At 62.1% G+C, this 21,439-nt stretch carries 25 protein-coding genes and 2 pseudogenes; 19 read left to right on the top strand and 8 right to left on the bottom strand.

Annotated features, from left to right (window positions below; genetic code table 11):
- Window positions 1–232: 232 nt before the first annotated feature.
- Window positions 233–1,243: pseudogene (locus ACVCNR_RS17905) on the top strand (DUF1403 family protein).
- A 74-nt stretch (window positions 1,244–1,317) separates the two neighbouring features.
- Here ACVCNR_RS17905 and ACVCNR_RS17900 read toward each other — a convergent pair.
- Window positions 1,318–1,554 carry a hypothetical protein gene (locus ACVCNR_RS17900; protein WP_447075856.1) on the bottom strand — a complete coding sequence of 79 codons (237 nt, stop codon included), beginning with the start codon at window positions 1,552–1,554 and terminating at the stop codon, window positions 1,318–1,320.
- Here ACVCNR_RS17900 and scpB point away from each other — a divergent pair.
- Together scpB and ACVCNR_RS17890 are read left to right on the top strand one after the other, a co-directional pair.
- Window positions 1,441–1,974, top strand: coding sequence for an SMC-Scp complex subunit ScpB (scpB, locus tag ACVCNR_RS17895; protein WP_447076655.1), 534 nt, complete (start codon window positions 1,441–1,443; stop codon window positions 1,972–1,974). The two genes, ACVCNR_RS17900 and scpB, sit on opposite strands and share 114 nt — an antisense overlap.
- 372 nt (window positions 1,975–2,346) lie before the next feature.
- Window positions 2,347–3,321: an SDR family NAD(P)-dependent oxidoreductase gene (locus tag ACVCNR_RS17890; RefSeq protein ID WP_447076654.1), complete on the top strand. Its 975-nt coding sequence runs from the start codon at window positions 2,347–2,349 to the stop codon at window positions 3,319–3,321.
- Between the two features lie 285 nt (window positions 3,322–3,606).
- Here ACVCNR_RS17890 and ACVCNR_RS17885 read toward each other — a convergent pair whose 3' ends face one another.
- The 3 genes from ACVCNR_RS17885 to ACVCNR_RS17875 form a co-directional block, all read right to left on the bottom strand.
- Complete coding sequence (locus ACVCNR_RS17885) at window positions 3,607–4,254, bottom strand: HD domain-containing protein (RefSeq protein WP_447075855.1); 648 nt, start codon at window positions 4,252–4,254, stop codon at window positions 3,607–3,609.
- 34 nt (window positions 4,255–4,288) lie between these two features.
- Window positions 4,289–5,041: an SDR family NAD(P)-dependent oxidoreductase gene (locus tag ACVCNR_RS17880; protein ID WP_447075854.1), complete on the bottom strand. Its 753-nt coding sequence runs from the start codon at window positions 5,039–5,041 to the stop codon at window positions 4,289–4,291.
- A gap of 358 nt (window positions 5,042–5,399) precedes the next feature.
- Complete coding sequence (locus ACVCNR_RS17875) at window positions 5,400–6,230, bottom strand: alpha/beta fold hydrolase (protein ID WP_447075853.1); 831 nt, start codon at window positions 6,228–6,230, stop codon at window positions 5,400–5,402.
- A 467-nt stretch (window positions 6,231–6,697) separates the two neighbouring features.
- On the opposite strand from ACVCNR_RS17875, the gene ACVCNR_RS17870 reads away from it, so the two are divergent.
- Together ACVCNR_RS17870 and ACVCNR_RS17865 are read left to right on the top strand one after the other, a co-directional pair.
- A complete protein-coding gene (locus ACVCNR_RS17870) occupies window positions 6,698–6,979 on the top strand; it encodes a GNAT family N-acetyltransferase (protein ID WP_447075852.1) in 282 nt (93 codons plus the stop codon).
- 32 nt (window positions 6,980–7,011) lie between these two features.
- Window positions 7,012–7,437, top strand: a complete 426-nt coding sequence (locus tag ACVCNR_RS17865; protein ID WP_447075851.1) for a DUF1810 domain-containing protein — start codon at window positions 7,012–7,014, stop codon at window positions 7,435–7,437.
- Here the strand turns inward: ACVCNR_RS17865 and ACVCNR_RS17860 are convergent.
- From ACVCNR_RS17860 to ACVCNR_RS17850, 3 genes are all read right to left on the bottom strand, one after another.
- The gene (locus ACVCNR_RS17860; RefSeq protein WP_447075850.1) at window positions 7,432–8,955 is read right to left on the bottom strand and encodes a cyclic nucleotide-binding domain-containing protein; all 1,524 of its coding nucleotides are present in this window, start codon (window positions 8,953–8,955) and stop codon (window positions 7,432–7,434) included. The two genes, ACVCNR_RS17865 and ACVCNR_RS17860, sit on opposite strands and share 6 nt — an antisense overlap.
- Window positions 8,956–8,963: 8 nt before the next feature.
- Entirely contained in the window at window positions 8,964–10,217 is a 1,254-nt protein-coding gene (locus ACVCNR_RS17855; protein WP_447075849.1) for a cytochrome b, read from the bottom strand.
- A gap of 140 nt (window positions 10,218–10,357) precedes the next feature.
- Window positions 10,358–10,822, bottom strand: coding sequence for a carboxymuconolactone decarboxylase family protein (locus ACVCNR_RS17850; protein ID WP_447075848.1), 465 nt, complete (start codon window positions 10,820–10,822; stop codon window positions 10,358–10,360).
- Between the two features lie 231 nt (window positions 10,823–11,053).
- Here ACVCNR_RS17850 and ACVCNR_RS17845 point away from each other — a divergent pair, with 231 nt between their 5' ends.
- From ACVCNR_RS17845 to ACVCNR_RS17805, 9 genes are all read left to right on the top strand, one after another.
- A complete protein-coding gene (locus ACVCNR_RS17845) occupies window positions 11,054–11,674 on the top strand; it encodes a glutathione binding-like protein (protein WP_447075846.1) in 621 nt (206 codons plus the stop codon).
- A gap of 57 nt (window positions 11,675–11,731) precedes the next feature.
- On the top strand, window positions 11,732–12,556 hold the full coding sequence (locus ACVCNR_RS17840; protein WP_447075844.1) for a sensor histidine kinase: 825 nt from the start codon (window positions 11,732–11,734) through the stop codon (window positions 12,554–12,556).
- A gap of 215 nt (window positions 12,557–12,771) precedes the next feature.
- Window positions 12,772–13,068 carry a hypothetical protein gene (locus ACVCNR_RS17835; RefSeq protein ID WP_447075842.1) on the top strand — a complete coding sequence of 99 codons (297 nt, stop codon included), beginning with the start codon at window positions 12,772–12,774 and terminating at the stop codon, window positions 13,066–13,068.
- 440 nt (window positions 13,069–13,508) lie between these two features.
- Window positions 13,509–13,769, top strand: a complete 261-nt coding sequence (locus tag ACVCNR_RS17830; protein ID WP_447075841.1) for a carboxymuconolactone decarboxylase family protein — start codon at window positions 13,509–13,511, stop codon at window positions 13,767–13,769.
- 132 nt (window positions 13,770–13,901) lie between these two features.
- The gene (locus ACVCNR_RS17825) at window positions 13,902–14,669 is read left to right on the top strand and encodes an alpha/beta fold hydrolase (protein ID WP_447076653.1); all 768 of its coding nucleotides are present in this window, start codon (window positions 13,902–13,904) and stop codon (window positions 14,667–14,669) included.
- Between the two features lie 62 nt (window positions 14,670–14,731).
- Window positions 14,732–14,986, top strand: coding sequence for a hypothetical protein (locus ACVCNR_RS17820; protein WP_447075839.1), 255 nt, complete (start codon window positions 14,732–14,734; stop codon window positions 14,984–14,986).
- A 60-nt stretch (window positions 14,987–15,046) separates the two neighbouring features.
- Window positions 15,047–15,802 carry an SDR family oxidoreductase gene (locus tag ACVCNR_RS17815; RefSeq protein WP_447075837.1) on the top strand — a complete coding sequence of 252 codons (756 nt, stop codon included), beginning with the start codon at window positions 15,047–15,049 and terminating at the stop codon, window positions 15,800–15,802.
- A gap of 49 nt (window positions 15,803–15,851) precedes the next feature.
- The gene (locus ACVCNR_RS17810) at window positions 15,852–16,253 is read left to right on the top strand and encodes a cupin domain-containing protein (protein ID WP_447075835.1); all 402 of its coding nucleotides are present in this window, start codon (window positions 15,852–15,854) and stop codon (window positions 16,251–16,253) included.
- A 72-nt stretch (window positions 16,254–16,325) separates the two neighbouring features.
- A complete protein-coding gene (locus ACVCNR_RS17805; RefSeq protein ID WP_447075833.1) occupies window positions 16,326–16,763 on the top strand; it encodes a CBS domain-containing protein in 438 nt (145 codons plus the stop codon).
- A gap of 17 nt (window positions 16,764–16,780) precedes the next feature.
- On the opposite strand, the gene ACVCNR_RS17800 is transcribed toward ACVCNR_RS17805, so the two are convergent.
- Window positions 16,781–17,209, bottom strand: coding sequence for a hypothetical protein (locus ACVCNR_RS17800; RefSeq protein ID WP_447076700.1), 429 nt, complete (start codon window positions 17,207–17,209; stop codon window positions 16,781–16,783).
- Between ACVCNR_RS17800 and ACVCNR_RS17795 the strand changes: the two are divergent.
- The 5 genes and pseudogenes from ACVCNR_RS17795 to ACVCNR_RS17775 form a co-directional block, all read left to right on the top strand.
- Window positions 17,106–17,705, top strand: a pseudogene (locus tag ACVCNR_RS17795) (PAS domain-containing protein); the annotation flags it as partial. The gene ACVCNR_RS17800 and the pseudogene ACVCNR_RS17795 overlap by 104 nt on opposite strands.
- A 42-nt stretch (window positions 17,706–17,747) precedes the next feature.
- A complete protein-coding gene (locus ACVCNR_RS17790; RefSeq protein WP_447076652.1) occupies window positions 17,748–19,724 on the top strand; it encodes a PAS domain-containing sensor histidine kinase in 1,977 nt (658 codons plus the stop codon).
- The gene (locus tag ACVCNR_RS17785) at window positions 19,721–20,371 is read left to right on the top strand and encodes a response regulator transcription factor (protein ID WP_447075831.1); all 651 of its coding nucleotides are present in this window, start codon (window positions 19,721–19,723) and stop codon (window positions 20,369–20,371) included. The genes ACVCNR_RS17790 and ACVCNR_RS17785 overlap by 4 nt, the downstream gene beginning before the upstream one ends.
- On the top strand, window positions 20,361–20,744 hold the full coding sequence (locus ACVCNR_RS17780) for a response regulator (RefSeq protein ID WP_447075829.1): 384 nt from the start codon (window positions 20,361–20,363) through the stop codon (window positions 20,742–20,744). The genes ACVCNR_RS17785 and ACVCNR_RS17780 overlap by 11 nt, the downstream gene beginning before the upstream one ends.
- Window positions 20,734–21,420 (top strand): response regulator transcription factor, encoded by a 687-nt coding sequence (locus tag ACVCNR_RS17775; protein ID WP_447075827.1) that lies wholly within the window; start codon window positions 20,734–20,736, stop codon window positions 21,418–21,420. Before ACVCNR_RS17780 ends, ACVCNR_RS17775 begins: the two co-directional genes overlap by 11 nt.
- Window positions 21,421–21,439: the final 19 nt, after the last annotated feature.

Raw genomic sequence — 21,439 nt, 5'->3', positions numbered from 1 at the left:
GCCGATCGCCGACGCGGGCCAGACCGGCGGGCATTCGGGTGGTCCGTGAGGGCGCGCAGACCGGTGCCGGGCAGGGATTTCGGCCTTTTGCGCCGCGACAGCGCCAATTTCGGCCCCGGGCGGTGCCGACGACCGATAAGGCAACATTATCGGACATGAGAGGTACAGGACAGGGCGTGCGGTTTGTGGTAGAATAGGCCGTAGAAGCGCACCTAGATTTATCCTGCTGGCGATGTTTCCACACCCGAAAGCCGCCCTGCGCCGCCCGACGTTCGTGCTCGCAGCCACCGCGGCCGCGCCGGTCGCACTGCCGGGCTGGCCGCGCCACGCCGTTGCGGACGCACAAGACCTTGCCGCAGAAGGGCTTGAGGACATCGCGATCGCTGCGGGCGCTGCCATTGGCGGGCTTGATGTGGTGGTCCGCCGGCAGGAGCGATGGGCCGGCGCCTGGCGAAGGAGGCTGGCGCTGACCGCGGCTGCGGTGACGGTGCGGCAGGCGGGTCGCGTCGAGGATGAAGCGGCGCTGCGCGATGCGGTGCTGCTGACCCGGCCCGGCGATTTTTTGTCCGTCGGCCCCGCTGGATCGATGCTGCTTGCCTGGCGCCGGCTGTCAGGCCGACCGGCGCAGGAGCTGCTGACAGAGAAGAGCCAAGCCGCGGTACTGGGGGAATTCGGATACGCCGACAAGGACGAGATGGCGAGCGATCTGGCAGAAGACCTTCGCCGGGTAGCCGCGACCGAAGGCCCGGTCGGAACGTTGACCGGCGCCTATGCGGCTGTCGAGCGTTTCGGCCTGCCACGGGTCGTTGGATCGTGGGTCGCTGACGCGCTGCTGGCGCAGCGGCTCGGCTGGCAGCATGCCGTGTCCCTGCTCGGCACTGAGACAGTCTTCGCAAAGAATTCCGGCCGCGCACGCCTTTCGGGAGGCGCCCCGGTGATGTCAGCATCGGACCGGGCGACCATGTTGCTTGGCGCGCAGGCGCGGGCTGCACTGCGTGCCATCGATCTGTCCGCCTAGATCGCGCGCCGCGCGGACCGGCTGCTCGCCGTCGCGCCGAAATTGCGGGCCAAGGCGGCGGATTCCGTTGTTGAAAGGCTACTGTCCGACGATGCGATCACAGCCTCCGAGAATATCGCGGGCATGAGCGACCGCGGCCTGCGTCGGCTGTTCGATCGGCTTGTCGAGCTCGGCGCGGTCCGCGAGCTGTCTGGCCGGCCAGCGTTCCGCATCTACGGGCTCTAGATACTATGGCGGAGGGCGCAACCAGACGGCGACTGGGAGGGCAGGGAGGCAAACCTCAAGCAGCTGACCAGCGATCAGGCGAACGCCTGTTTGATAGGGAGCTGGACCACCTGCCGCCGGAAGCGCGCTGGCGTGAATGGATGCACTGAGTCGAGGCAACGATCTTTGCCACCAGCGAGCCGGTTGGGCGTGCGACGCTGGCTCGCATCGTCGGCAAGACCTGCAGCATCGATCTTCTCATCGACGACATCCGCGAGGAACTGCGCGGCCGCCCCTACGACCTGGTCGCTGTCGCCGGCGGCTGGAAGCACCTGACCCGGCCCGCCTACGCCGACGCCATTCGGGCCGCGGTCGGCAGCAATGAGACGAAGACAAACCTGACACAGTCCGAAACGCTCGTGCTGATGTGTATCGCGTACTTCCAGCCGATCACGCGCGGAGAGCTGTCGTCGTTCTTCGGCAAGGAAGTTTCCCGTGACCTGATCGGCCATCTGCGTGGTGCAAAGCTGATCGCGTCGGGGCCGCGCAGCCCGACGCCAGGCGCGCCGTACACCTATGTGACGACGAAAGAGTTCCTGCTGGAGTTCGGGCTCGACGCGCTGCACGACCTGCCGGATTTCGAGGCGCTCGAGGATGCCGGGCTACTCTCGAAGGAGAAGCTGCTGACTGGAGATATTCCGGCAGGACTGGTCGGCGGGGAGAATGTGGAGGGCGCTGCCGCGGAGGACTAAATGTCTTGATCGGTCGCTGTCGTGCACCCCGCAGAAGTCAGCACGTCATGGTTACGACAGCCAACCTTTAACGATCCCCAGGGCGCCGCGTATCCGGCAGAAGATACCTCATGGCTTCGCGATCGGACCGAATTGATTCATCGCACACTTTCGGAATTCCAGGCAGATGGGATGTGCCGATTTCAGCAGGCTCACGGCGCTGGTTGATGCTTAGGCGCATCGCGCACACATCGCGTTGATAGTCCTGCAGATTGAAGCGCCCGGGACGATCGAGACGGCTTGCGGCGGGCGTGAACTATACCTCGGGATAGCTCAATATGGATCGGCGTGTCCGCTAGATGCACCTCCTGCGCATTGATCAAGGAGAACGACATGAATCCCGCCCAAACGCCCCTTGGAACAGCATTTGGCCCCTTCACGACCGCCGAGGAGATCGCGGGTAACATCGACCTCTCCGGAAGGGTCGCCATCGTGACCGGCGGTGTGTCGAACCTTGGCCGGGAAACGGTCCGGGTCCTCGCGTCGCGAGGCGCAAGGGTGATCGTGCCTGCGCGCGACATCAATGCGGCGCGCAAGGCATTGTCCGGCATTCCGCGTATGGATGTCATGCACATGGACCTGCTCGATCCGGATTCGGTACGGCGCTTTGCCGGAGAGTTTCTCGCCGCACATAATGCGCTCGATCTTCTCATCCTCTCCGCTGGCGTTATGGCGACGCCGCTGTTTCGGGATGCCGATGGGCATGAAGGCCAGTTCGCCACCAATCATCTCGGCCATTTCCGGTTGACCGCCGCACTCTGGCCGGCGCTGCGCGCTGCTGTCGGTGCTCGCGTGGTGGTGCTGTCTTCGCGCGGGCACCAGATCGGCGGCTTCGATCTCGCCGATCTCGATTTCAACCGGCGTCCCTATGACAAATGGCTCGCCTATGGCCAGGCGAAGACGGCGAACGCGCTGTTCGCGGTGGCGCTGGATGCGCGCGGCCGTGAGCATGGCGTGCGCGCATTCTCGGTTCATCCCGGCTCGATTCTCGGCCCGCTGGCACGGCACCTGAGCCGCGAAGAGATCGACGCCTTCGGAGCCGTGAACCCGGACGGCACGCCGGTGATCGATCCCACGCGCGACATGAAGACCCCGGAGCAGGGCGCCGCCACGACAGTATGGTGCGCCACCGCGCCCGAACTGGAGGGGTTAGGGGGCGTGTACTGCGAGGATTGTGACATCGCGCCGGTCGGGGCGGAAGGCCGCTTTGGCGTCCGGCCCTTTGCCATCGATCCGGCCACGGCGGAAGCCTTGTGGTCTCAAAGCATCCGAATGAGCGGGTCCGACCTGGAACAGGGGGCAGGGTAGGCAAGACCCTGAGACGGCCCGGGCCGTTCCCGGGCGTGATTCTTCTTGTGCGGTTGCATCTTTCTCCTGCGAGCCGTGTCAACCGGGTGCGACAGGGATGAGGAACGCGGAGGCTTTTCCGGTTTCTCCCGCGGCCTACGAATTGGCAGACCGCAAGCGCGGGACCCTTCTCGAAGAGCGTATGAATTCCATAGGATCTTCGAGAGGGGCCTTACGATAGTCTGAGGGAATGAACTGGCAAATCGCAAGCTGGCTTGGGAGTGCCAGTCTGAAAGCGGCGGCAACTCATTCGTCGAACGGCGCGTCGGATACCCAGTCGACCGAAGATGGCGCCCGGTATCCCGGGACATAGCGCTCGCCGAAATCCCGCACGAAATTGTCGTAGGTGGTTTCCGGGCTTGTCGAAGCGATGCGGCAGAAGCAGCGGGCGATGTGCCGCTTGATGTCCAGCCTCGGGAACGGCTGCAGGATGGCGGCCATATCCGCTGGCGGGATCAGGTCGTACTCCATGCCGACCATGTCCAGACATATTCCTGTCGTACACAGCGCGACTTCGGATTCCTTGTAGAGGCCGATGGACGGCGTCGAATTGAGGGCCACACTGTCCCAGATTAGCTGCGCGCGCCGCTCGTCCACTCCGCCCTGCCGCGCGAAGTTCCGGGCGATGTCCGCGCCTTCCACCTCGAAGCGGCGTGGGCCCTTGAAGCGCTCGTTCAGCGTGATGTCGTGCAATATCGTCCCGAGCGCGACGACTTCGGCGTCGTGATCGATCTTCTTCAATTGGCCGATCCGTGTGGCAAAGAGCCATGACCGCATGACATGGTTGAACAGGTATGGCTTGCTCTCCCTCTGCGCATAGTCGATCGCCTGCGCGACGAGCGGTGTGTCGGGAACCGATATTCCCGCCAGCGTCCGGGTTGCTGCTCTTTTCATCGTAGTTCTCCTTGGGCATTGCGGGGACGGGCGGTCAGGCGAGGCCGAGGCCGCCGTCGACCGCGATGACTTGGCCGGTGATCCACTCATGGGCGGGATCGGCCAGATTGAGAATCCAGGTGGCGATGTCGTCGGGCTTGCCGCGTCGTCCAAGCGGTATGCGCTTGCGCTCCATCTCCGCGACGGTTGCGGCCTGCTCGGGGGAGAGCCCCATCATGCCGGTCAGCGCGCCGGATTCGGTCGGGCCCGCCGCCACCGCGTTCACGCGTATTCCTTGTGTCGCGAGTTCGAGCGCCCAGCATCGGGTCAGATGTTCCAGCGCGGCCTTGCTGGCGGCATAGTGGGACAGCCCCGCGCCCGCCTTGTGTCCGAATATGCTCGACACGTTGACGATCGCGCCGCGCGTCGCCTTGAGATGGGGCAGCGCCGCTTGCACGAGCAGGCTCGGTCCGACGACGTTTACGGCGAATATCTGCGCGATCCGCTCGGCGCTGATTTCGTCCAGCATCATCAACGCGCCGGCTCCCGCATTGTTGACGAGCAGGTCGAGGCGGCCCCATCGCTCGACCGCTTCGCCGATGGTCCTCTGGGCGGCCTGCGGCTCGGCAACGTCGGCGACGATCACGGCCAGTCCCAGATGCCTGCGGGAGGCGTCATCGAGCGTTTCGGGCCGACGGCCCGTGATCAGTACCTTCGCCCCCTTCTTCGCGAGACGGACAGCTGTTGCGAGGCCGATCCCTGAGCTGCCGCCAGTAACGATTGCGGTTTTCCCATCGAAGTTGCTCATAAGCTCGGCTCCTGTTGTCTACTCTCTTGAAAAAGTTCTTCGCGCCGTCTCGCCCCCTGTGCGGCCGGCCGTTTCAGGATCGGTTCGCCATATCCTTTGAGCGGCGCGCCAACGGCGAATGGAACCGCTCGGTCCAGAGGAGCATCGCGAACACATAGAAGTCCGTGATGTCCGGCACCGCGCTGAACATAAAATCGCCTGTGAGACGGCCGTCTTATCGAATCGAACAGACGGATGATGGCGTTGCTCGATCTGAGCATTTCGACTATCCCGATTGCTGCTTAGTCGGAAGAGTGATCGCCGGCCGGTGGGGAGAACGGCCGACGATCCGGGCTCGCTTTCCGCGAAGGGTGCGAACCTAGACAGAGATGAACGCGAGCAAGTCGCGGTTCACCACTTCAGCATGCGTGGTGCACATGCCATGCGGAAGGTCATCGTAGACCTTGAGCGTTCCGTTTTTCAGCAGCTTGGCCGAAAGCGGGCCGGAGTCGGCAAAAGGCACGATCTGGTCATCCTTGCTATGCATGACCAGGGTAGGCGTTTCGATGAGTATGAGATCCTCGGTGAAGTCGGTTTCCGAGAACGCCTTGATGCCTTCATAGTGGGCCTTGGCACTGCCCATCATGCCTTGCCGCCACCAGTTCTGGATGATGCCGGGCACGGCTTTCGCTCCTGGCCGGTTGAAACCGTAGAAAGGACCCGATGGAAAGTCGAGGTAGAACTGCGCGCGGTCCGTCGCCAGAGAATGACGCAGCCCGTCCAGCACTTCGATCGGCAGCCCGCCGGGATTGGCAGCCGTTTTCACCATGATCGGCGGCACCGCGCCGATTATGACGAGTTTGGCGGCCCGTTGCTGGCCGTGGCGGGCGACGTAGCGGACGGCCTCGCCGCCACCGGTGGAATGCCCGATGTGGATGGTGTTCCTGAGGCCGAGATGCTCGACCACAGCCGTGACGTCGGCGGCGTAGTGGTCCATATCGTGGCCGTCGCTTACCTGGGCCGAGCGGCCATGACCGCGACGGTCGTGAGCGACGACGCGGTAGCCCTTGCCAAGGAAAAACAGCATCTGCGCGTCCCAGTCGTCGGCGCATAGCGGCCATCCGTGGTGAAAGACGATCGGCTGGGCGTCCTTCGGTCCCCAGTCCTTGTAGAAGATCCCGGTGCCGTCCTTGGTGGTGATTGTACTCATGGGTGTCGATCCCTAGTTTGACGCGTGAGGGGAGATGGTTTGTTCGCCTTGCGGCTGGGCGAGTGTGGGCAGTGCGCTCGCCATGGTGCTCGCGACCGCGCCGACCAGAACATCGCGGCGCGATGCGCGGACAGACGAAAAGACATTGTTTTGCATTGACCTAGTCCTTGTTGGTGCAGGGCGAACGGCTGGATTTGCATCGACGCTAATTGGTCTGTTTGACGTCGACTGTGAGAGGATGCGCTTGGGTCCCCCATCGGACCATTCGACGGAGGTGTCTGTCGGATATTGCGAAAGTCTATATGCCGGCGCTGAACGAGGCAGGAGCGCACGCCGCTTGTGTGGCTCGTTCTGGTCTTCCGTCCAGTCGCGTGGGCATCCGCGCGGTTCTAGCGTTCTCCAAAGTGCAATCCCGCTGCATCGGCTGATGCGCCAGCGACCTGGACGTAAGGAGATCGAGATCGGAAATGGACGCAAAGGTTAAGGAGAACAGGCTGTTCCATCGCTTCGAGTTGCCGATCTCACCAGGGCGGATGGCCACCGCCTACTATCGCCTGGAAGGCAACAACATCGTGTTGTTCCACACGGAAGTCCCTTCGGAATTCACAGGCCGAGGCATCGGTTCGCACCCGGCGCAAGGCATCTTCGACCTGCTTCGCGCCTCCGGCCGCAAAGCAATCCTGAGATGCCCGTTCATGAGCGGGTTCTTTGCCGACCACCTGGACTATCTGGACGTGATCGCTGGGTAAGAGCAATGACACATTTGCACCTGCGGTCGAACATGGCCGACGAATATGATCTGCGGCGGTTCATCCGGGCCCAACGCCCAGTGTATCAGAAGGCGCTCGGCTGTCTTCGCAAGGGAACCATGGAGCCGACCTACATGAAATTCATCTTTCCCCGGCTGGCCAAGGGCGATGGTCCTCCAAGTCGCTATTCGATCACCTCCCTTGACGAGGCGAGGGCCTATCTTTCGTCTCCGCTTCTGGGAGGGCGTTATCGTGAATGCGTCGGGGCGCTTCTGCCGCTGTTTGCCGCCAATGTACATGCCGTTTTCGGCGAGGCCGATGCCAGAGACCTGCATGCCTCGCTCACGCTCTTTTCCGCAGCGAGCCCTCGAGAATTTCTCCTAGAGACCATGTTCGAAGTCTGGTTCGACGGCACCGTCGACGAAGGCACCATGGTCGAGTTGAACCGCATATCATAGACGATGGCGGGCATTTGGCCGATTGAGACGAAAAACCTTTTGAATCGACTTCAGCAGTGCGATTTTCGAATGCGCACTTTGTCCAGGCTCTCTGGACTCGCCAATTGCCGGCATACCCGCCGACAGGATCGCGGCGATGTTCTCGGCCACTTCAGGTCGTTCAATCAGCAAGGCAGCAAAGGTTTCCTGGTCCACATCGTAGGCCACGACATCGGTCATTGCCCGCAATGTCGACATCTCGCCGAATCCAGCGAGCAGGCCCGTCTCGCCGAAGAAGTCGCCGGGAGATAGATGATACATTTCCTGTATATGTCCATCAGCTTCGTGGCGCTCCCTGACGATCACGCCCTTGCGGACAATCATGAGTGACGGCAGCGTCTCGCCCTCGCGGACGATGATCTCGTCCTTACGATAGGTCCGGACCGATATCTTTGCGGCGACCGTTTCCCGTTCGCTATCCGTCAAGGCCGAAAATACCGGTATTGCCTTGATCAGTTCCATCCTCGTATGGCCCTGACCATCCTCGGCTCGCCACGGCGGGCGGGTCATCGCGATCGAACGAGGCAATGCCATAGACAAGCCTGCCGCTCTGCAATGACGGAAGACGAGATCGAAGATTTCGTTTCGTGACGTTACTCGTTGCTCGACGTCTGCGACGGCGAAAACCAGATCGACTTCGATGGGTACAGCATCTTGGCTTTTGACGGCTACGTAAGGTGGTGGGTCCTTCAGGATCGTGTTGCTGCTCATCAGGGCGATGCGCATGACTTCCACGACGACCGCCGGCGTTGTGGTGGGAACGATCCTGACTTTTATCGTGATCCTGTGGCGTTCGTTCGGCTTGCTTACATTTGTCAAGCCGAGTTGGGAAAGGAACCGGTTTGGTAGCATGACCACGTTGCGAGCCGAGGTCAGAATGTGGGTCGCACGCCAGTTCGTCTCTATTACCCGGCCTTCGGTACCGTCATTGAGGACGATCCAGTTCCCCGGCGCGTAGGGACGGCCGAGATTGAGGGCAATGCCCGAAAACACGTCGCTCAGCGTATTCTGGAGCGCCAGGCCGAGAACAATGGCGAACACTCCGGACGTGGCGATCAGTGTTCCGATCGGAACCGCGAAGACGAAAGCAAGGACTGACAGAAATATGCCGACATAGACGACGCCGACGACAATATCCTGCAGGAGGCGCGCCTCTCGGGGCTTTCCCTCTATGACGAGGTAAATGCGGACGAAGCCGATCAGTGCCCAAGCAAGATGAACCCACCACAACAGCTTTGCCAAACCGACCAGCACCGTGCCGGCCTGAGATTCATCGCCTGTTATGTTCTCGTAGGGAACGATGCGCCCTCTGAGCAGCAGCGCCGACATCGTCAGGAAGAAGACGATCTGAACGACCAGCCTGATATTGACGAACCGCGCTGGGATGAGACGCCAGACGGCTATGCCGGCGAGGCCGACCAGGATGACCTGGAGAAGCGGCGAAGCCAACCAACTGATGATCGAAGCCAGATCGGGCATCGAAGGTACTATTGGCGCTTTTCGGCAAGCACCGCCTCGGTGATCGAATTGGGCAGGCGCCGCGGCGTCTCGATGAGGCCGAGCACCGGCATGACGATCAGGAAAAAGGCGAAGTAGAACAGCGTGGCAAACTGCGCCATAAGCACGTAGGAGCCTTCCGCCGGACGGGAACCGAGCCAGCCAAGCAGGATGGCGTCGGCGGCAAACAGCCAGAAGAACACCTTGTACCAGGGCCGGTAGACAGCCGAGCGCACCTTGGACGTGTCGAGCCACGGCACCACGAACAGCACCGCGATGGCGCCGAACATGGCCAGCACGCCGCCGAGCTTGGAATTGATCGGCCCGATGTTGAAGGTGATGGCGCGCAGGATGGCGTAGAACGGCAGGAAGTACCATTCCGGCACGATATGCGCCGGCGTTTTTAGCGGGTTCGCGATGGTGTAGTTGTCCGGATGGCCGAGATAGTTCGGCAGATAGAAGACGAAATAGGCGAACACGACGAGGAAGGCGGAGGCGCCGAACAGGTCCTTGACGGTGGCATGCGGCGTGAACGGCACCACGTCGGTCTTCGACTTCACTTCGATGCCGGTCGGATTGTTCTGGCCCACCACATGCAGTGCCCATATGTGCAGCACGACTACACCCGTCAGCATGAAAGGCAGCAGGTAGTGCAGCGCGAAGAAGCGGTTCAGCGTCGGATTGGCGACGGCGAAGCCGCCGAGCAGTAACTGCTGGATCCAGTCGCCGACCAACGGAATGGCGGTGAAGAAGCCGGTGATGACGGTGGCGCCCCAGAATGACATCTGGCCCCACGGCAGCACGTAGCCCATGAAGCCGATCGCCATCAACAGCAGGAAATTGATGCAGCCAAGAATCCACAGGAGCTCGCGCGGCGCCTTGTAGGAGCCGTAGTAGAGCCCGCGCCCCATATGGATGTAGACGGCGATGAAGAAGAACGAGGCGCCGTTAGCGTGCAGGTAGCGCAAAAGCCAGCCGTGGTTTACGTCGCGCATTATCGCCTCGACGGACGAGAAGGCGAGCGTCGTATCCGGCGCGTAGTGCATGGCCATGGCGACGCCGGTGACGATCTGCATCGCCAGCATCATGGTGAGGATGCCGCCGAACGTATAGGCGTAGTTCAGGTTGCGCGGCACCGGATAGGCGATGAAGGAGCCGTGCACGAATCTCGGCAGCGGCAGGCGTCGATCGAGCCACCGCTCCCATGTTGCCTTCGGCGTATAGGGTGAATGGACACCGCTCATCGGATCGCACCTCGCTTGAGACGCCCTCCGTTGATGCACGGGACCTTGCGGGCCGCACCCGTCGGGGGGACACGGGGCGGCCCGCAAGCAGAGCGGAGAAACGGGGGAGGACGGACCCGTTTCTGGCCTAATGCGGCGGATCAGGCGGCCGCTCTGTCTGACTGCTCGACCGGGTGAATGGCGCGGGCCGCGATCTGCAGCCGGTTCCACAGATTGATCGCGCCGATCATGACCGTCAGGTTCACGATCTCGTCCTCGCTGAACTGGCTTCTGGCCAGCTCATAGTCGGCGTCAGGCGCGCCGGTGTCCTTGATGTTCGTCAGAGATTCCGTCCAGGCAAGCGCCGCGCGCTCGCGGTCCGTATAGAGCGGCGATTCCCGCCAGGCGTCGAGCATGATGATGCGCATGTCCGTTTCGCCGTTCTTGCGGGCGTCAATGGTGTGCATGTGGATGCACATGGCGCAGCCGTTGATCTGCGACGCGCGCAGCCTCACCAACTCGCCAAGGCCATGTTCGATCCCGCCGGCGCCGAGCGCCTTCTCGACGTCGAGTAGGCTTTTGGCGAGGTCGGGGGCAACCTTGAAGGGAGCGAAACGAGGCGTCATTTGCGGAGTCCTTGTTGGAGTGAAGACGGGCCGATTATCCCGTTAGCCGCAATCGCCTGCTATCGTGCCCAAGGCTGCCTCTACCCATACCTTGGTTCAGGAATATCTCGACCGACAGCGTAGGGCGGTTCTCCCCCAAGCCACATGGTTCATTCTGCATCCCATGCAAAATCGGAAGCGACGCGCACATCGCGCCTGATCCACCGTACGTCGGAAGCGAGGAGACGTTCTATGAAACTCTACTACAGCCCTCTGGCATGCAGTCTGGCAGATCACATCGCGCTTCTGGAAGCCGGTGTTCCATTCGAACGCGAGGCGGTCGACCTCAAGACCAAACGCACGGCGTCCGGGGCCGATTTCGTCGCCATCACGCGCAAAGGATACGTGCCGGTCCTGGTGCTGGATGGCGGCGAAATCCTGACGGAGAACATAGCCGTCCTCGACTGGATCGCCTCGCAGTATCCCGCTCTGCGCGTAGATGGTCCACTTGGCCGTACGCGGACGCTCGAGGCTCTGACCTATATCTCCACCGAGATCCACCGAGCCTTCAAACCTATGTGGCATCAAAGCACGGAAGACGAAAGAGCTAAGGCAAGCCATTCGATCACCAAATTGCTGGACCTGTTTGCCGCCCACCTGGCGGGCGACTACCTGTTCGGCGATACGCCCGGCGTCGCGGACTTCTACCTTTTTGTCATGTTCCTATGGGCCCGGCGCTTCCGAGTGTCCGTCCCCAAGCCGCTTGAAACGCTCCGAATTAGACTCGCAACCCGACCGGCCGTGAGAGGGGCGATGGAGCACGAAGGGCTTTTCCAGTCCCTGAGAGATGCCAGCCAGCCGGATGCCGGGTGAGTTCCATGAGCGCGGCCGTCGCCACGACCTGTACTGCGGTATGGCAGACCCGAACCCTTGATCCAATCGACCGCCTTTTCGCCAGCCCTTAGCGTTTTCATCGTCAAACGCGCACCACGCAAAAGAAAGAAGGGCTACGCCATGTCGCAACCGGAATCGAACAAGCATTTACTCCCAGTCTACGCCGACCACGCGTCTGCCTTGAAACGTCGAGGTTTTCTTGAGAGCGCCGGCGTGGCTCACGAACTGGGCAATCTGATCCAGATTGCCTCGTCTGCGGTGAACATCATTGCGCGCAGTTCGCGGTTCGACGTGACGCCAGCGCTGGAGCCGGTGATTTCGGGCGCAAGAGCCTCCCTTGATCGTGCCGGCACTCTTGTCAGGCAGTCGCTTCATCAGGCAGGTCGCGCCTCCACCGAAGCCGGTCACGTCGACGTTTCGCACTCCCTGACGGAGATTCTTGACCTGCTCCAACCGACATGGGAGCCAACGCATCGGATCGCGTTGGACGTTGACGCCGTTCTGCCCGCGGTGAAATGCGAGCCTCTCGGGTTACAGAGCGCGATCCTGAATCTGGCGCTCAACGCCCGCGATTCGATGCCGAACGGCGGCACCATCAAGATCACGGCGGCCATGCTCTTTCCGGATACCGACAGGACGATGGTCGAGCTAAGTGTCGTGGACTGCGGAATCGGCATGACCGACGAAACCATGAAACGTGCCTTCGATCCGTTCTTCACAACCAAGAGCGGCGGCCTCGGCGGTATCGGCCTGCCCATGGTGAAGCGCTTCGTAGAGGGCGCGGGCGGCCAGATCAGGCTGTCCAGCGTGCCGGGCGTCGGCACTACCGTAACGCTCCTCCTGCCAGGGGTTCGGCGCTAGCGGTCTCGTCGGTCCGCTTCGGCAGGACGCCACTTCTCCATCGCTGGGTATTTACGACCATCATTTATTAGAACGGAGACCATGAGCTGTATCCACTATCACCCTTGGTACAGTTTTACAAATGTCCTCGAAATCATAAGTATATATACAGCAACATCAGTAGGTAAAACATAAGATGTTGCAATAATATTTATTAATTCAAGCAGGAGAAGAAAATGCGTAAACTGCCCCTCATGGCTCTGGTGTTTGCTGCCATGGCGATACCGTCGACTGGGTTCGCTGCCAGTTTCACCACTTACGGCAAGATCGAGACGCTGAACGCAAAGGCGAATACGGTACGCTTGGTCAACGGCGACTCCTACAAGCTGCCGGCTGACATCGATCTGTCGAGCTTCAATATTCGCCAGTCCGTCAAGGTCACCTGGGATACACAAAATCCTAACTCAATCGACATCGGAGGCGACAACTTTATTTTCGAGTTGAAGGCCAAAGCCATCAGCGCCGTGGATTGATTGTCGTCCGATCGCAGATGTCGATACGAAGGCAGAGCCGGTCGAAAGGCTCTGCCTTCGCAGCAGTGTTCACGGCGGATTGATTGTCGATGCGTCTTGGGAGCAGGCCGGCGCCTGCCGAACGCCCTCTTCCGGCTGGTTTCCGCCTCACGCGCTTGAGACAGAACTACCAACCCCGGGGAGTGTCGCCATGAGAACTGCAGCGTCGTCGGAAGCTCTGCCCTGGCCTGACGGCCCAGACCTCCGACGTGCCGGGCCCTCGGCACAAATTCCCGATATCGATGCGGTGATCAAAGCTCTGCCGATCGCGCTTCGCTCACTCGTCGTCGACGATTCTGCTGACTCTGCGGCGGCGCGAGCCGCGCAATTGACCCGTTGCACCTTTGGCTTTGCCGCACATATCGAGCGGACCAAGCTGCGGGGAGAGGGAAGAGCATCCCATGCGGCTCCGCCATCCCCCGGGCTGGCGCGATTCGAGCCTGTTCGGCCCGAGTGAGCGCGCCGTGCTCGAATGGATGGAGATCATGGCGCTGTCACCAGCGTCGGTCGGCCCGGAACTGACCGGCCGTTTTGTTGACGTCGATCTCTCATCGAAAGACATTCCCGATCTGAGCCTCGTGGTCGCGTTTGTCGATCTGTGCCACCTGCTGCGGTCGACGGTGACGGCCGTTGGCTCGGCGCGAACTCGGCGTGCCGGGTAGTATCGACACTGGACCTTGGTACGGCATCACCGATCCGTAGGTTCGATAGCGGCAAGCGTCATGCCGACGCATTCTCCGTCGTGACAGCCGTCACATTCGCTCACGGAGATAGCAATGAGGAAGATCACGAAAATCCTGGCGCTGGCCACGGCCTTGACGATATCGGCCGGCATGGCGACGCAACCTTCGGTCGCGCAGTCCAGGCCGACCATCGTTTTGGTCCATGGGGCCTTCGCCGAATCCTCGAGCTGGGAGGGCGTCATCACCGAACTGGAGCGGGACGGTTACACGGCCGTCGCCGCCGCCAACCCACTGCGCAGCGTTGCCTCTGACGCCGCCGCCGTCGCGGCGGTCATCCGCTCGATCCCCGGCCCGGTGGTCCTGGTCGGCCATTCCTACGGCGGCCCGGTCGTCACCGAGGCAGCCAACGGCAGCCCCAACGTCAAGGCGCTTGTGTACGTCGCCGCCTTTGCCCCCGACAATGGTGAGTCCAGCCTGTCGCTTTCGGCGAAGTTTCCCGGAAGCACACTGGGGAATGCAATCGTCCCGGTCGAGCGCCACGACGGCGTGCGCGACCTCTTCATCGAGCGTAGCAAGTTCCATACACAGTTTGCTGCGGACGTGCCGAAGGAACAGGCTGATCTGATGGCAGCAACCCAGCGGCCGGTCACGGAGGCCGCGCTGGCGGAGCCGTCCGGGGAGCCTTCGTGGCGCAAGCTGCCGTCGTATTGGATCTACGGGTCCCAGGACCGCAACATTCCGCCAGCAGTGATGGGCTTCATGGCTGAGCGTGCCCGTTCGATGAAGACGGTCGTTATCGACGGCGCCTCGCACGCCCTGATGGTTTCCCACCCTCACGATGTCGCCGACCTCATCGAGGCGGCCGCGACGAGACAATAAAGCGCCGCCGCTCTTCGGCCTTAGTTCGTCCGATTGCTTCCAGAAGTGCAGGGATACTCAGCATGAAAATTCTGGTCATTGGCGCTACCGCCAACATCCGCTCGCAAACCGTCGAGAGCCTGCGCGAAAAGGGGCATGAAGCGATGCCAGCATCGCCGCCAAGGCGCCATGTAGGCTCGCACACCGAAGCTCCCCGGGATCCCGGGTATGCGGGCCGGCATCTGAGGCACTTCCTGGAAAGGACCTTCGCGCTGACGCGCGACCTATGGGGCAACTTGCGGCGCCTTGAAGCCGGAAATCGTCGGATACGTCGCTAGCCGGACACCGACGCCGGCATCCATCAATCACATAATTCCCAAGCAGAACAGGAGATAGTCATGAAGATTGTCGTCATAGGCGGAACCGGTCTCATCGGTTCCAAGACAGTCGAGAGGCTGCGCGCCAAGGGTCACGAGGTCATTGCGGCCTCGCCGAATTCCGGCGTCAACACCGTCACCGGTGAGGGTCTGGCCGAAGCGCTCGCCGGAGCGCAGGTCGTCGTCGACCTGGCCAACTCGCCGTCGTTCGAGGACAAGGCGGTGATGGACTTCTTCCAGACGACCGGCCGCAACCTGCTGGGCGCGGAAAGGACGGCCGGCGTGAAGCATCACATCGCACTTTCCGTGGTCGGCACGGACCGGCTGCAGGGCAGCGGCTATTTCCGCGGCAAGAAGGCCCAGGAGGACCTGATCCGCGAATCCGGCATTGCCTACACCATCGTCCATTCAACGCAGTTCTACGAGTTCATGGGCTCGATCGCCCAGTCCGGGACGGTCGGCGGCAAGGCTCTCGTTTCAACCGCCTTCGTACAGCCGATCGCCTCGGACGACGTCGCCGACGTGATGGCGCAGGTCGCGCTGTCGGCCCCCCTGAACGGCATGATGGAAATCGCCGGGCCGGATCGCGTTCCGCTCAACGAACTCGTGGCCCGCTACCTGAAAAAGTTCGACGACCCTCGCGAAGTGGTGGCCGATCCCCACGCTCTCTACTTCGGCGTCGAACTCGATGACGGCTCGCTCGTGCCGGGCACCGATCCGCATATCGGTCGGGTCCGCTTCGACGACTGGCTTCGAACTTCCGCCCGCAAGCCGTGACGGCGAGGCGCCGTCAGATACTTGGACTCCCAAACGAAGGAATAAAACCATGATCAGGAAATTGCTTGCCCTGCCGCTGCTGGCGGCCATGGCGGCCACGCCGGCATCGGCTCATGACGATAAGGTTGCCGTCGTCTACGACCAGCCGCTGCCCAACGTTCCCGGCAAGAGCATGAAGGGCGTGATCGTCGAGTATGAACCCGGCGGCTCATCGCCGGCCCATACCCATCCTGACTCCGCCTTCATCTACGCCACAGTTCTGGAGGGAGCGATCCGCAGCCAGGTCAATGACGGTCCCGTCATCACCTATCATGCAGGCGAAAACTTTTCGGAGTTCCCCGGCGATCGCCATGGGGTGAGTGAGAATGCCAGCAAGACCGAACGCGCGCGCCTTCTCGCCGTCTTCGTGGTCGATACGGATGAAGCGGAATTGACGACCTACGCGCAGTGATCCGCAGTCGGTCGTTGCGAAGCGGGCGGCGTCGCATGCGGCGCCGCTCGTCCCCCTATCGAGGAGGTTTCCATGCTTGTTGGACAACTCAGCCCAATGACGTCGGTTCGCCTGACGATCGTCGGTGTCGACGCACCACTGCATGAGGCGGCGGTTTCCTTCCTGAAACCCGGCATCGGACTGGTCGTCGCCTGCCGTGGAAACGGTTTGGCCGCCGGCGTCCTGAGCAAGTCGGATCTCGTGCGCCATATGGCTGCCGCGGGGGGCGGCCTGGCCAATGTATCGGTATTAATGAGCAGCCCCTTCTTCTCCTGCACGCCCGACGATGATCTCCACGCCATTTGGGAAACCATGTCAGCGCGGAGCCTCCAGAACGTGCCTGTGCTCGATACTGGCGCAAAGCCTATCGGCGTGCTCGACATACGCGATGCGATGAAGGCGCTGTTCGAGCAGGAGGAAATCCAGGGGAAACTTCTGGCCAACTACATCGCCGGGATCGGCTACCAATAAGCTTGCCTGTCCTACACCTACGGACAGATGTAGGCGGCAGCGAAAGACAAGAAATTGGACGGGCGGGCCGTGTTAACCGGACGCGACAGGGATGATGAACGCGGAGGTTTTTCCGGTTTCTCTCCGCGGCCGACGAAGTGGCAGGCGAGCATCCGACCTGTCCGGCTCGCTCCGTAGCCTGCCGTGCCGGCCGGGCGGATACATGGATTTCCATAGGATGTTCTGAAGCGGTATCCGCTGTAGCCTGCGCCGATGAATTGGCAAAACCCGAAACCGGCGAGAAATGCTACGCTGGATCCTGACGCGGCCGCCGTCCGGCACAGCCGCAAGGAGGACCAGCCGATGACGACATCTTCCGGTTCAGTCGCCGAAATCCTGCGAGCCGCGAAAATCGTCGAAGCTGTCGTCGGCAACGCCTGGGCGACTGACGCCGACGGCAGGTTCATCTATGTGACGCCGGATGCCCTTGCCTATCTCGGCCTGACCATGGACGATCTCAATTCCGCCCCCGAAGAGGGCGGTTTCGGCTGGAAACGGGTCATACACCCGCAAGACTACGACGATGCGGCCACCGCGTGGCGTCAAAGCCTCGGCAGCGGCGAACCTTATAACGTCCAGCACCGCATGTTGCAGGCCAACGGCGTCTATGGCTGGGGCCGCAGCACCGGGCAACCCATGCGCGACGATTCTGGCCGTATAGCCGGATGGTACGGCACGGTCATCGACAGCGGCGTTCCGGAAAATGCTGACGACCGGTCCCCGCAGCCAGCCGGGGCCTCTGCGCAGGACGCCGATTCCGACAAACTGCCGCTGGACCTCATCCATCCTCATGACAGGCCTGCGGCGGAACAGGCCATGGCCCGCGCGTTCTGGCATGGCATTCCCCAGCTTGTCGGCTATCGACGGCGCCAGGCTGACGGCAGCTATCGCTGGGCGGAACTGCGCGCCGAGCCGGGATATGGGGTGAGCGTCGATGTAGACCCCATGGTGTCCAAGCCAGGCGAAAGATGGACCACCTCCGATGCACTCGGTGAAACGGTTGAGGCCGTGCGCGGGGCCAGGGCTGTCGAGGGCCTGTTCGGTGCCGCCTTTGCATTCGATCCGTCCGGGACGTTTACCTATGCCACGCCGATCGCCCAGACTTCCATTGCGCTCACCCTTGAGGACCTCAACGAGCCGTTGAGCGTGGACAGCTTCCTCGATGGCGGCGATCTCGGCTGGAAAAGGAGCGTGCATCCCGACGACTATGAAGATGCCGCCGCCGCCCTGCGCCACTGCCTGCGCACGGGCGAGTACTTTCATCATGAATGGCGCGTGCTGCGTACCACGGGTCAATGGGTCTGGCATCGGTTCGCCGTCCGGCCGACCTACGATACCCAGGGGCGGATCACCGGATGGTACGGCGTCGGCATAGACATCGACGTCTACAAGAAGACAGAGGCGGCGTTGCGCGAAAGGCAGCGGGAACTGTCGCAGCTCATCGACATGGTGCCCAGCCATCTATGGCGGTTGGGCCCCGACGGCGAGCCGACCTTCTTCAACAGGCGCATGGCCGATTTCCTCGGCATGGACGTGGCGGACATGGACCAGCCCGGCATGAGCCGGCTGGACAGGCTCATCGCAACGGTTCATCCGGACGATGCGACCGAATTCAGGAACGCTCTCAACCGCTCTCTCGCCAGCGGCGAGCGGTTTGCCATGCGCTATCGCCTGCGGCGCGCAGACGGTGTCTATCACTGGATGTCGAGCCGCGCCGAGCCAATGCGCAATGAAGACGGGCGTATCGTTCAGTGGTACGGCCTTTGCCATGATATAGACGATCAGGTGCATGCCGAGGATGCGTTGCGGGAAAGCGAACGCTCGCTCCGCCAACTCATAGAAACGCTGCCCGCCCTGATCTACTGCGCCGCTCCCGATGGCAAGCCTATCTATCGCAGTCAGCAGCTTCGCGAATTCCTCGGCTTCAATCTCGAGGATAAGGATGAAGGTGCAAGGTCACGGCTGGCCGGCACGCTGGATGCCATCATCCATCCCGATGACCTGTCAATTGTCAAGGAACGGTACGGCCACTCACTCGGTACTGGCGAACCCTACGCCCTGCAGCATCGCCTGCGACGTTCCGACGGCGTATATCGTTGGGTCGAGACGCGGACCGCGGCGATGCGTAACGCCGAAGGCGCAATTGTGCAGTGGAATGGCGTCTGCTTTGACATCGAGGATCAGGTGAGGGCGCAGGAAGAACTACGCCTTGCCCAGGAAAGACTTGCCCGCGCGAGCCAGGCGGCGAGCCTCGCGGAACTATCTGCCTCAATTGCCCATGAGGTGAACCAGCCATTGGCTGCCGTTGTCGCCAACTCGCACGCCTGCCAGCGTTGGCTGAACGCAGAGCCGCCAAACATCGAACGGGCGCAGAAGACAGTCGAGCGCATCACGCGCGACGCGAATGCAGCGGCCGATGTGGTCAATCGTATTCGCGCCCTGTTCAGGCAATCGGCCGAAACGCGCACGGGCGCCTCGATAGCCGCCGTCATTGCAGAAGCGCGCGAGGTCTTGGCGGAAGAAGCGTCGCGGCGGGGCGTCCGCATGGACGTTGCCGTTGAGAGCGGTCTGCCGGCAGTTCAACTCGACCGCGTCCAGATCCAGCAGGTTCTGGTGAATCTGATCCGCAACGGCTTGGATGCCATGAATTCCTCGTCCGGCCTCAAGGTCATCAGCATCCAGGCACGCCGATCGGAGGAGACGGTCCGGATCGAAATCGGCGACCGGGGATCGGGCGTGGAATTTCCCGAGAGAATATTCGAGCCGTTCTTCACGACCAAAGGAGATGGAATGGGCATGGGGCTGGCGATCTGCCGCTCCATCGTCGAATCGCATGGCGGGCGGCTTTGGGCGGAGAAGAACGAACCGCAGGGGGCGAAGTTCGTCTTCACCTTGCCGGTCGAGCTGGAAACGACGCCATGACCGAGCATGACCACATCGTATTCGTCATCGACGACGATATCCGCATCCAGGAAGCGGTCGAAGAACTACTGGCTTCCCACGAAATCCATGCCGTCGTCTTCGGATCGGCCGGCGAATATATCGACGCCGTGAAACCGGATATTCCCTCCTGCCTCGTCCTGGACGTGGAATTGCCCGACATCAACGGGCTCGATCTTCAGCGCCAGATCTCTGAGGGCGATCATCCGCCGATCGTATTCATAACCGGCCATGGAGACATCCCGTCCTCGGTCAGCGCCATCAAGCAGGGCGCGGTGGATTTCCTGACCAAGCCGTTCAGCGACCGCGACCTGATGACGGCGGTCCGAGCGGCAATCGCACAGGATCGGCAGCAACGTTCGCAGCGTGCCGACCTCGAGCTGCTCAGGCAGCGCTACGCCCGGCTCACGCCCCGGGAACGTGAGGTCATGCCGCTCGTCGTCAGCGGGCTTCTGAACAAGCAGGCGGCTGCCGAACTGGGTATCAGCGAAGTCACGCTGCAAATCCACCGCCGCAACGTCATGCAGAAAATGGTGGCCGCTTCTCTCGCCGATCTTGTGCGCATAGCCGAACGGCTGGAGATGCCGGTCACCCATTCGCGCCGTGCCGGAGGTTCGAGTGTCGAGTAGAAGAAATACCGTTGCCATCGTCGATGACGACCCCAGGCTGCTGGAGTCGTTGGCGGACCTGCTCGAATCCGCCGGCTACGAGGCCCGCACCTTTTCTTGTGCGGGTACGCTGTTGGCCGGCGGGCTGCTGGACCTGGACCTGCTCATCACCGATATCGGCATGCCGGGAACGGATGGCTTCGAGCTTCGCGACATGGTGACGAAGGAGCGCCATGATCTGCCTGTCTTTCTGATCACGGGTCGCCACGAAATCGCGGATCAGGGCCGCGCCAGGGAGAGCAGCGGGTTCTTCCGCAAGCCTTTCGACGCTCAACAGTTGCTGGCGGCCGTCGAGCAGGCATTGCACAACCAAGAGGGTGAAGATGAGAGTTGAACAGCCGCTCATGCGGAGATCGGCACCGCAATACCCGCAACGGAAGAGTGAGCCGGACAAGCCGCTCGTCATCATCGTGGATGACGACGAGGCCGTTCGCGAGGGACTCCATGAGCTCATCCTGTCAGCCGGCTTCCAGCCGGCGGCTTTCGCATCGACCAGGGAGCTTCTGGAGGCAGATGTGATCGACCGGCCCGGATGCCTGATTTTGGACGTGCGCATGCCGGGCTCCAGCGGCCTCGACCTCCAACATCATCTGGTTCGGAACGGCAATTCCAAGCCCATCATCTTCCTGACCGGGCACGGCGACATCCCCATGACCGTACAGGCGATGAAGGCAGGCGCCATCGACTTCCTAACCAAGCCGGTACGCGACCAGACATTGCTCGACGCGGTGATCGCGGCCATCGCCGCCGACGCCCGGCGCAGAGCGGACGCTGAAGTGGTCGAGCGCAACGTCAGGCGTCTGGAGACGCTGACGCCGCGCGAGCGCGAGGTGTTGCATGAAGTGGCGCGAGGGAGGCTCAACAAGCAGATCGCCTACGACCTCGGCATCAGCGAAGTGACGGTGAAGCTGCACCGCGGCAACGTCATGCGCAAGATGCAGGCGGCCTCCATCGGCGAGCTCATCCGCATGTGGGAAACGCTGCCAGCACCGATGCGCGAAACCGCGTGACGGCCGCCAGCCGAGCCGT

Source organism: Aquamicrobium terrae (genome assembly GCF_052978165.1).
This window is presented reverse-complemented; position numbering and strand designations above follow the sequence as displayed.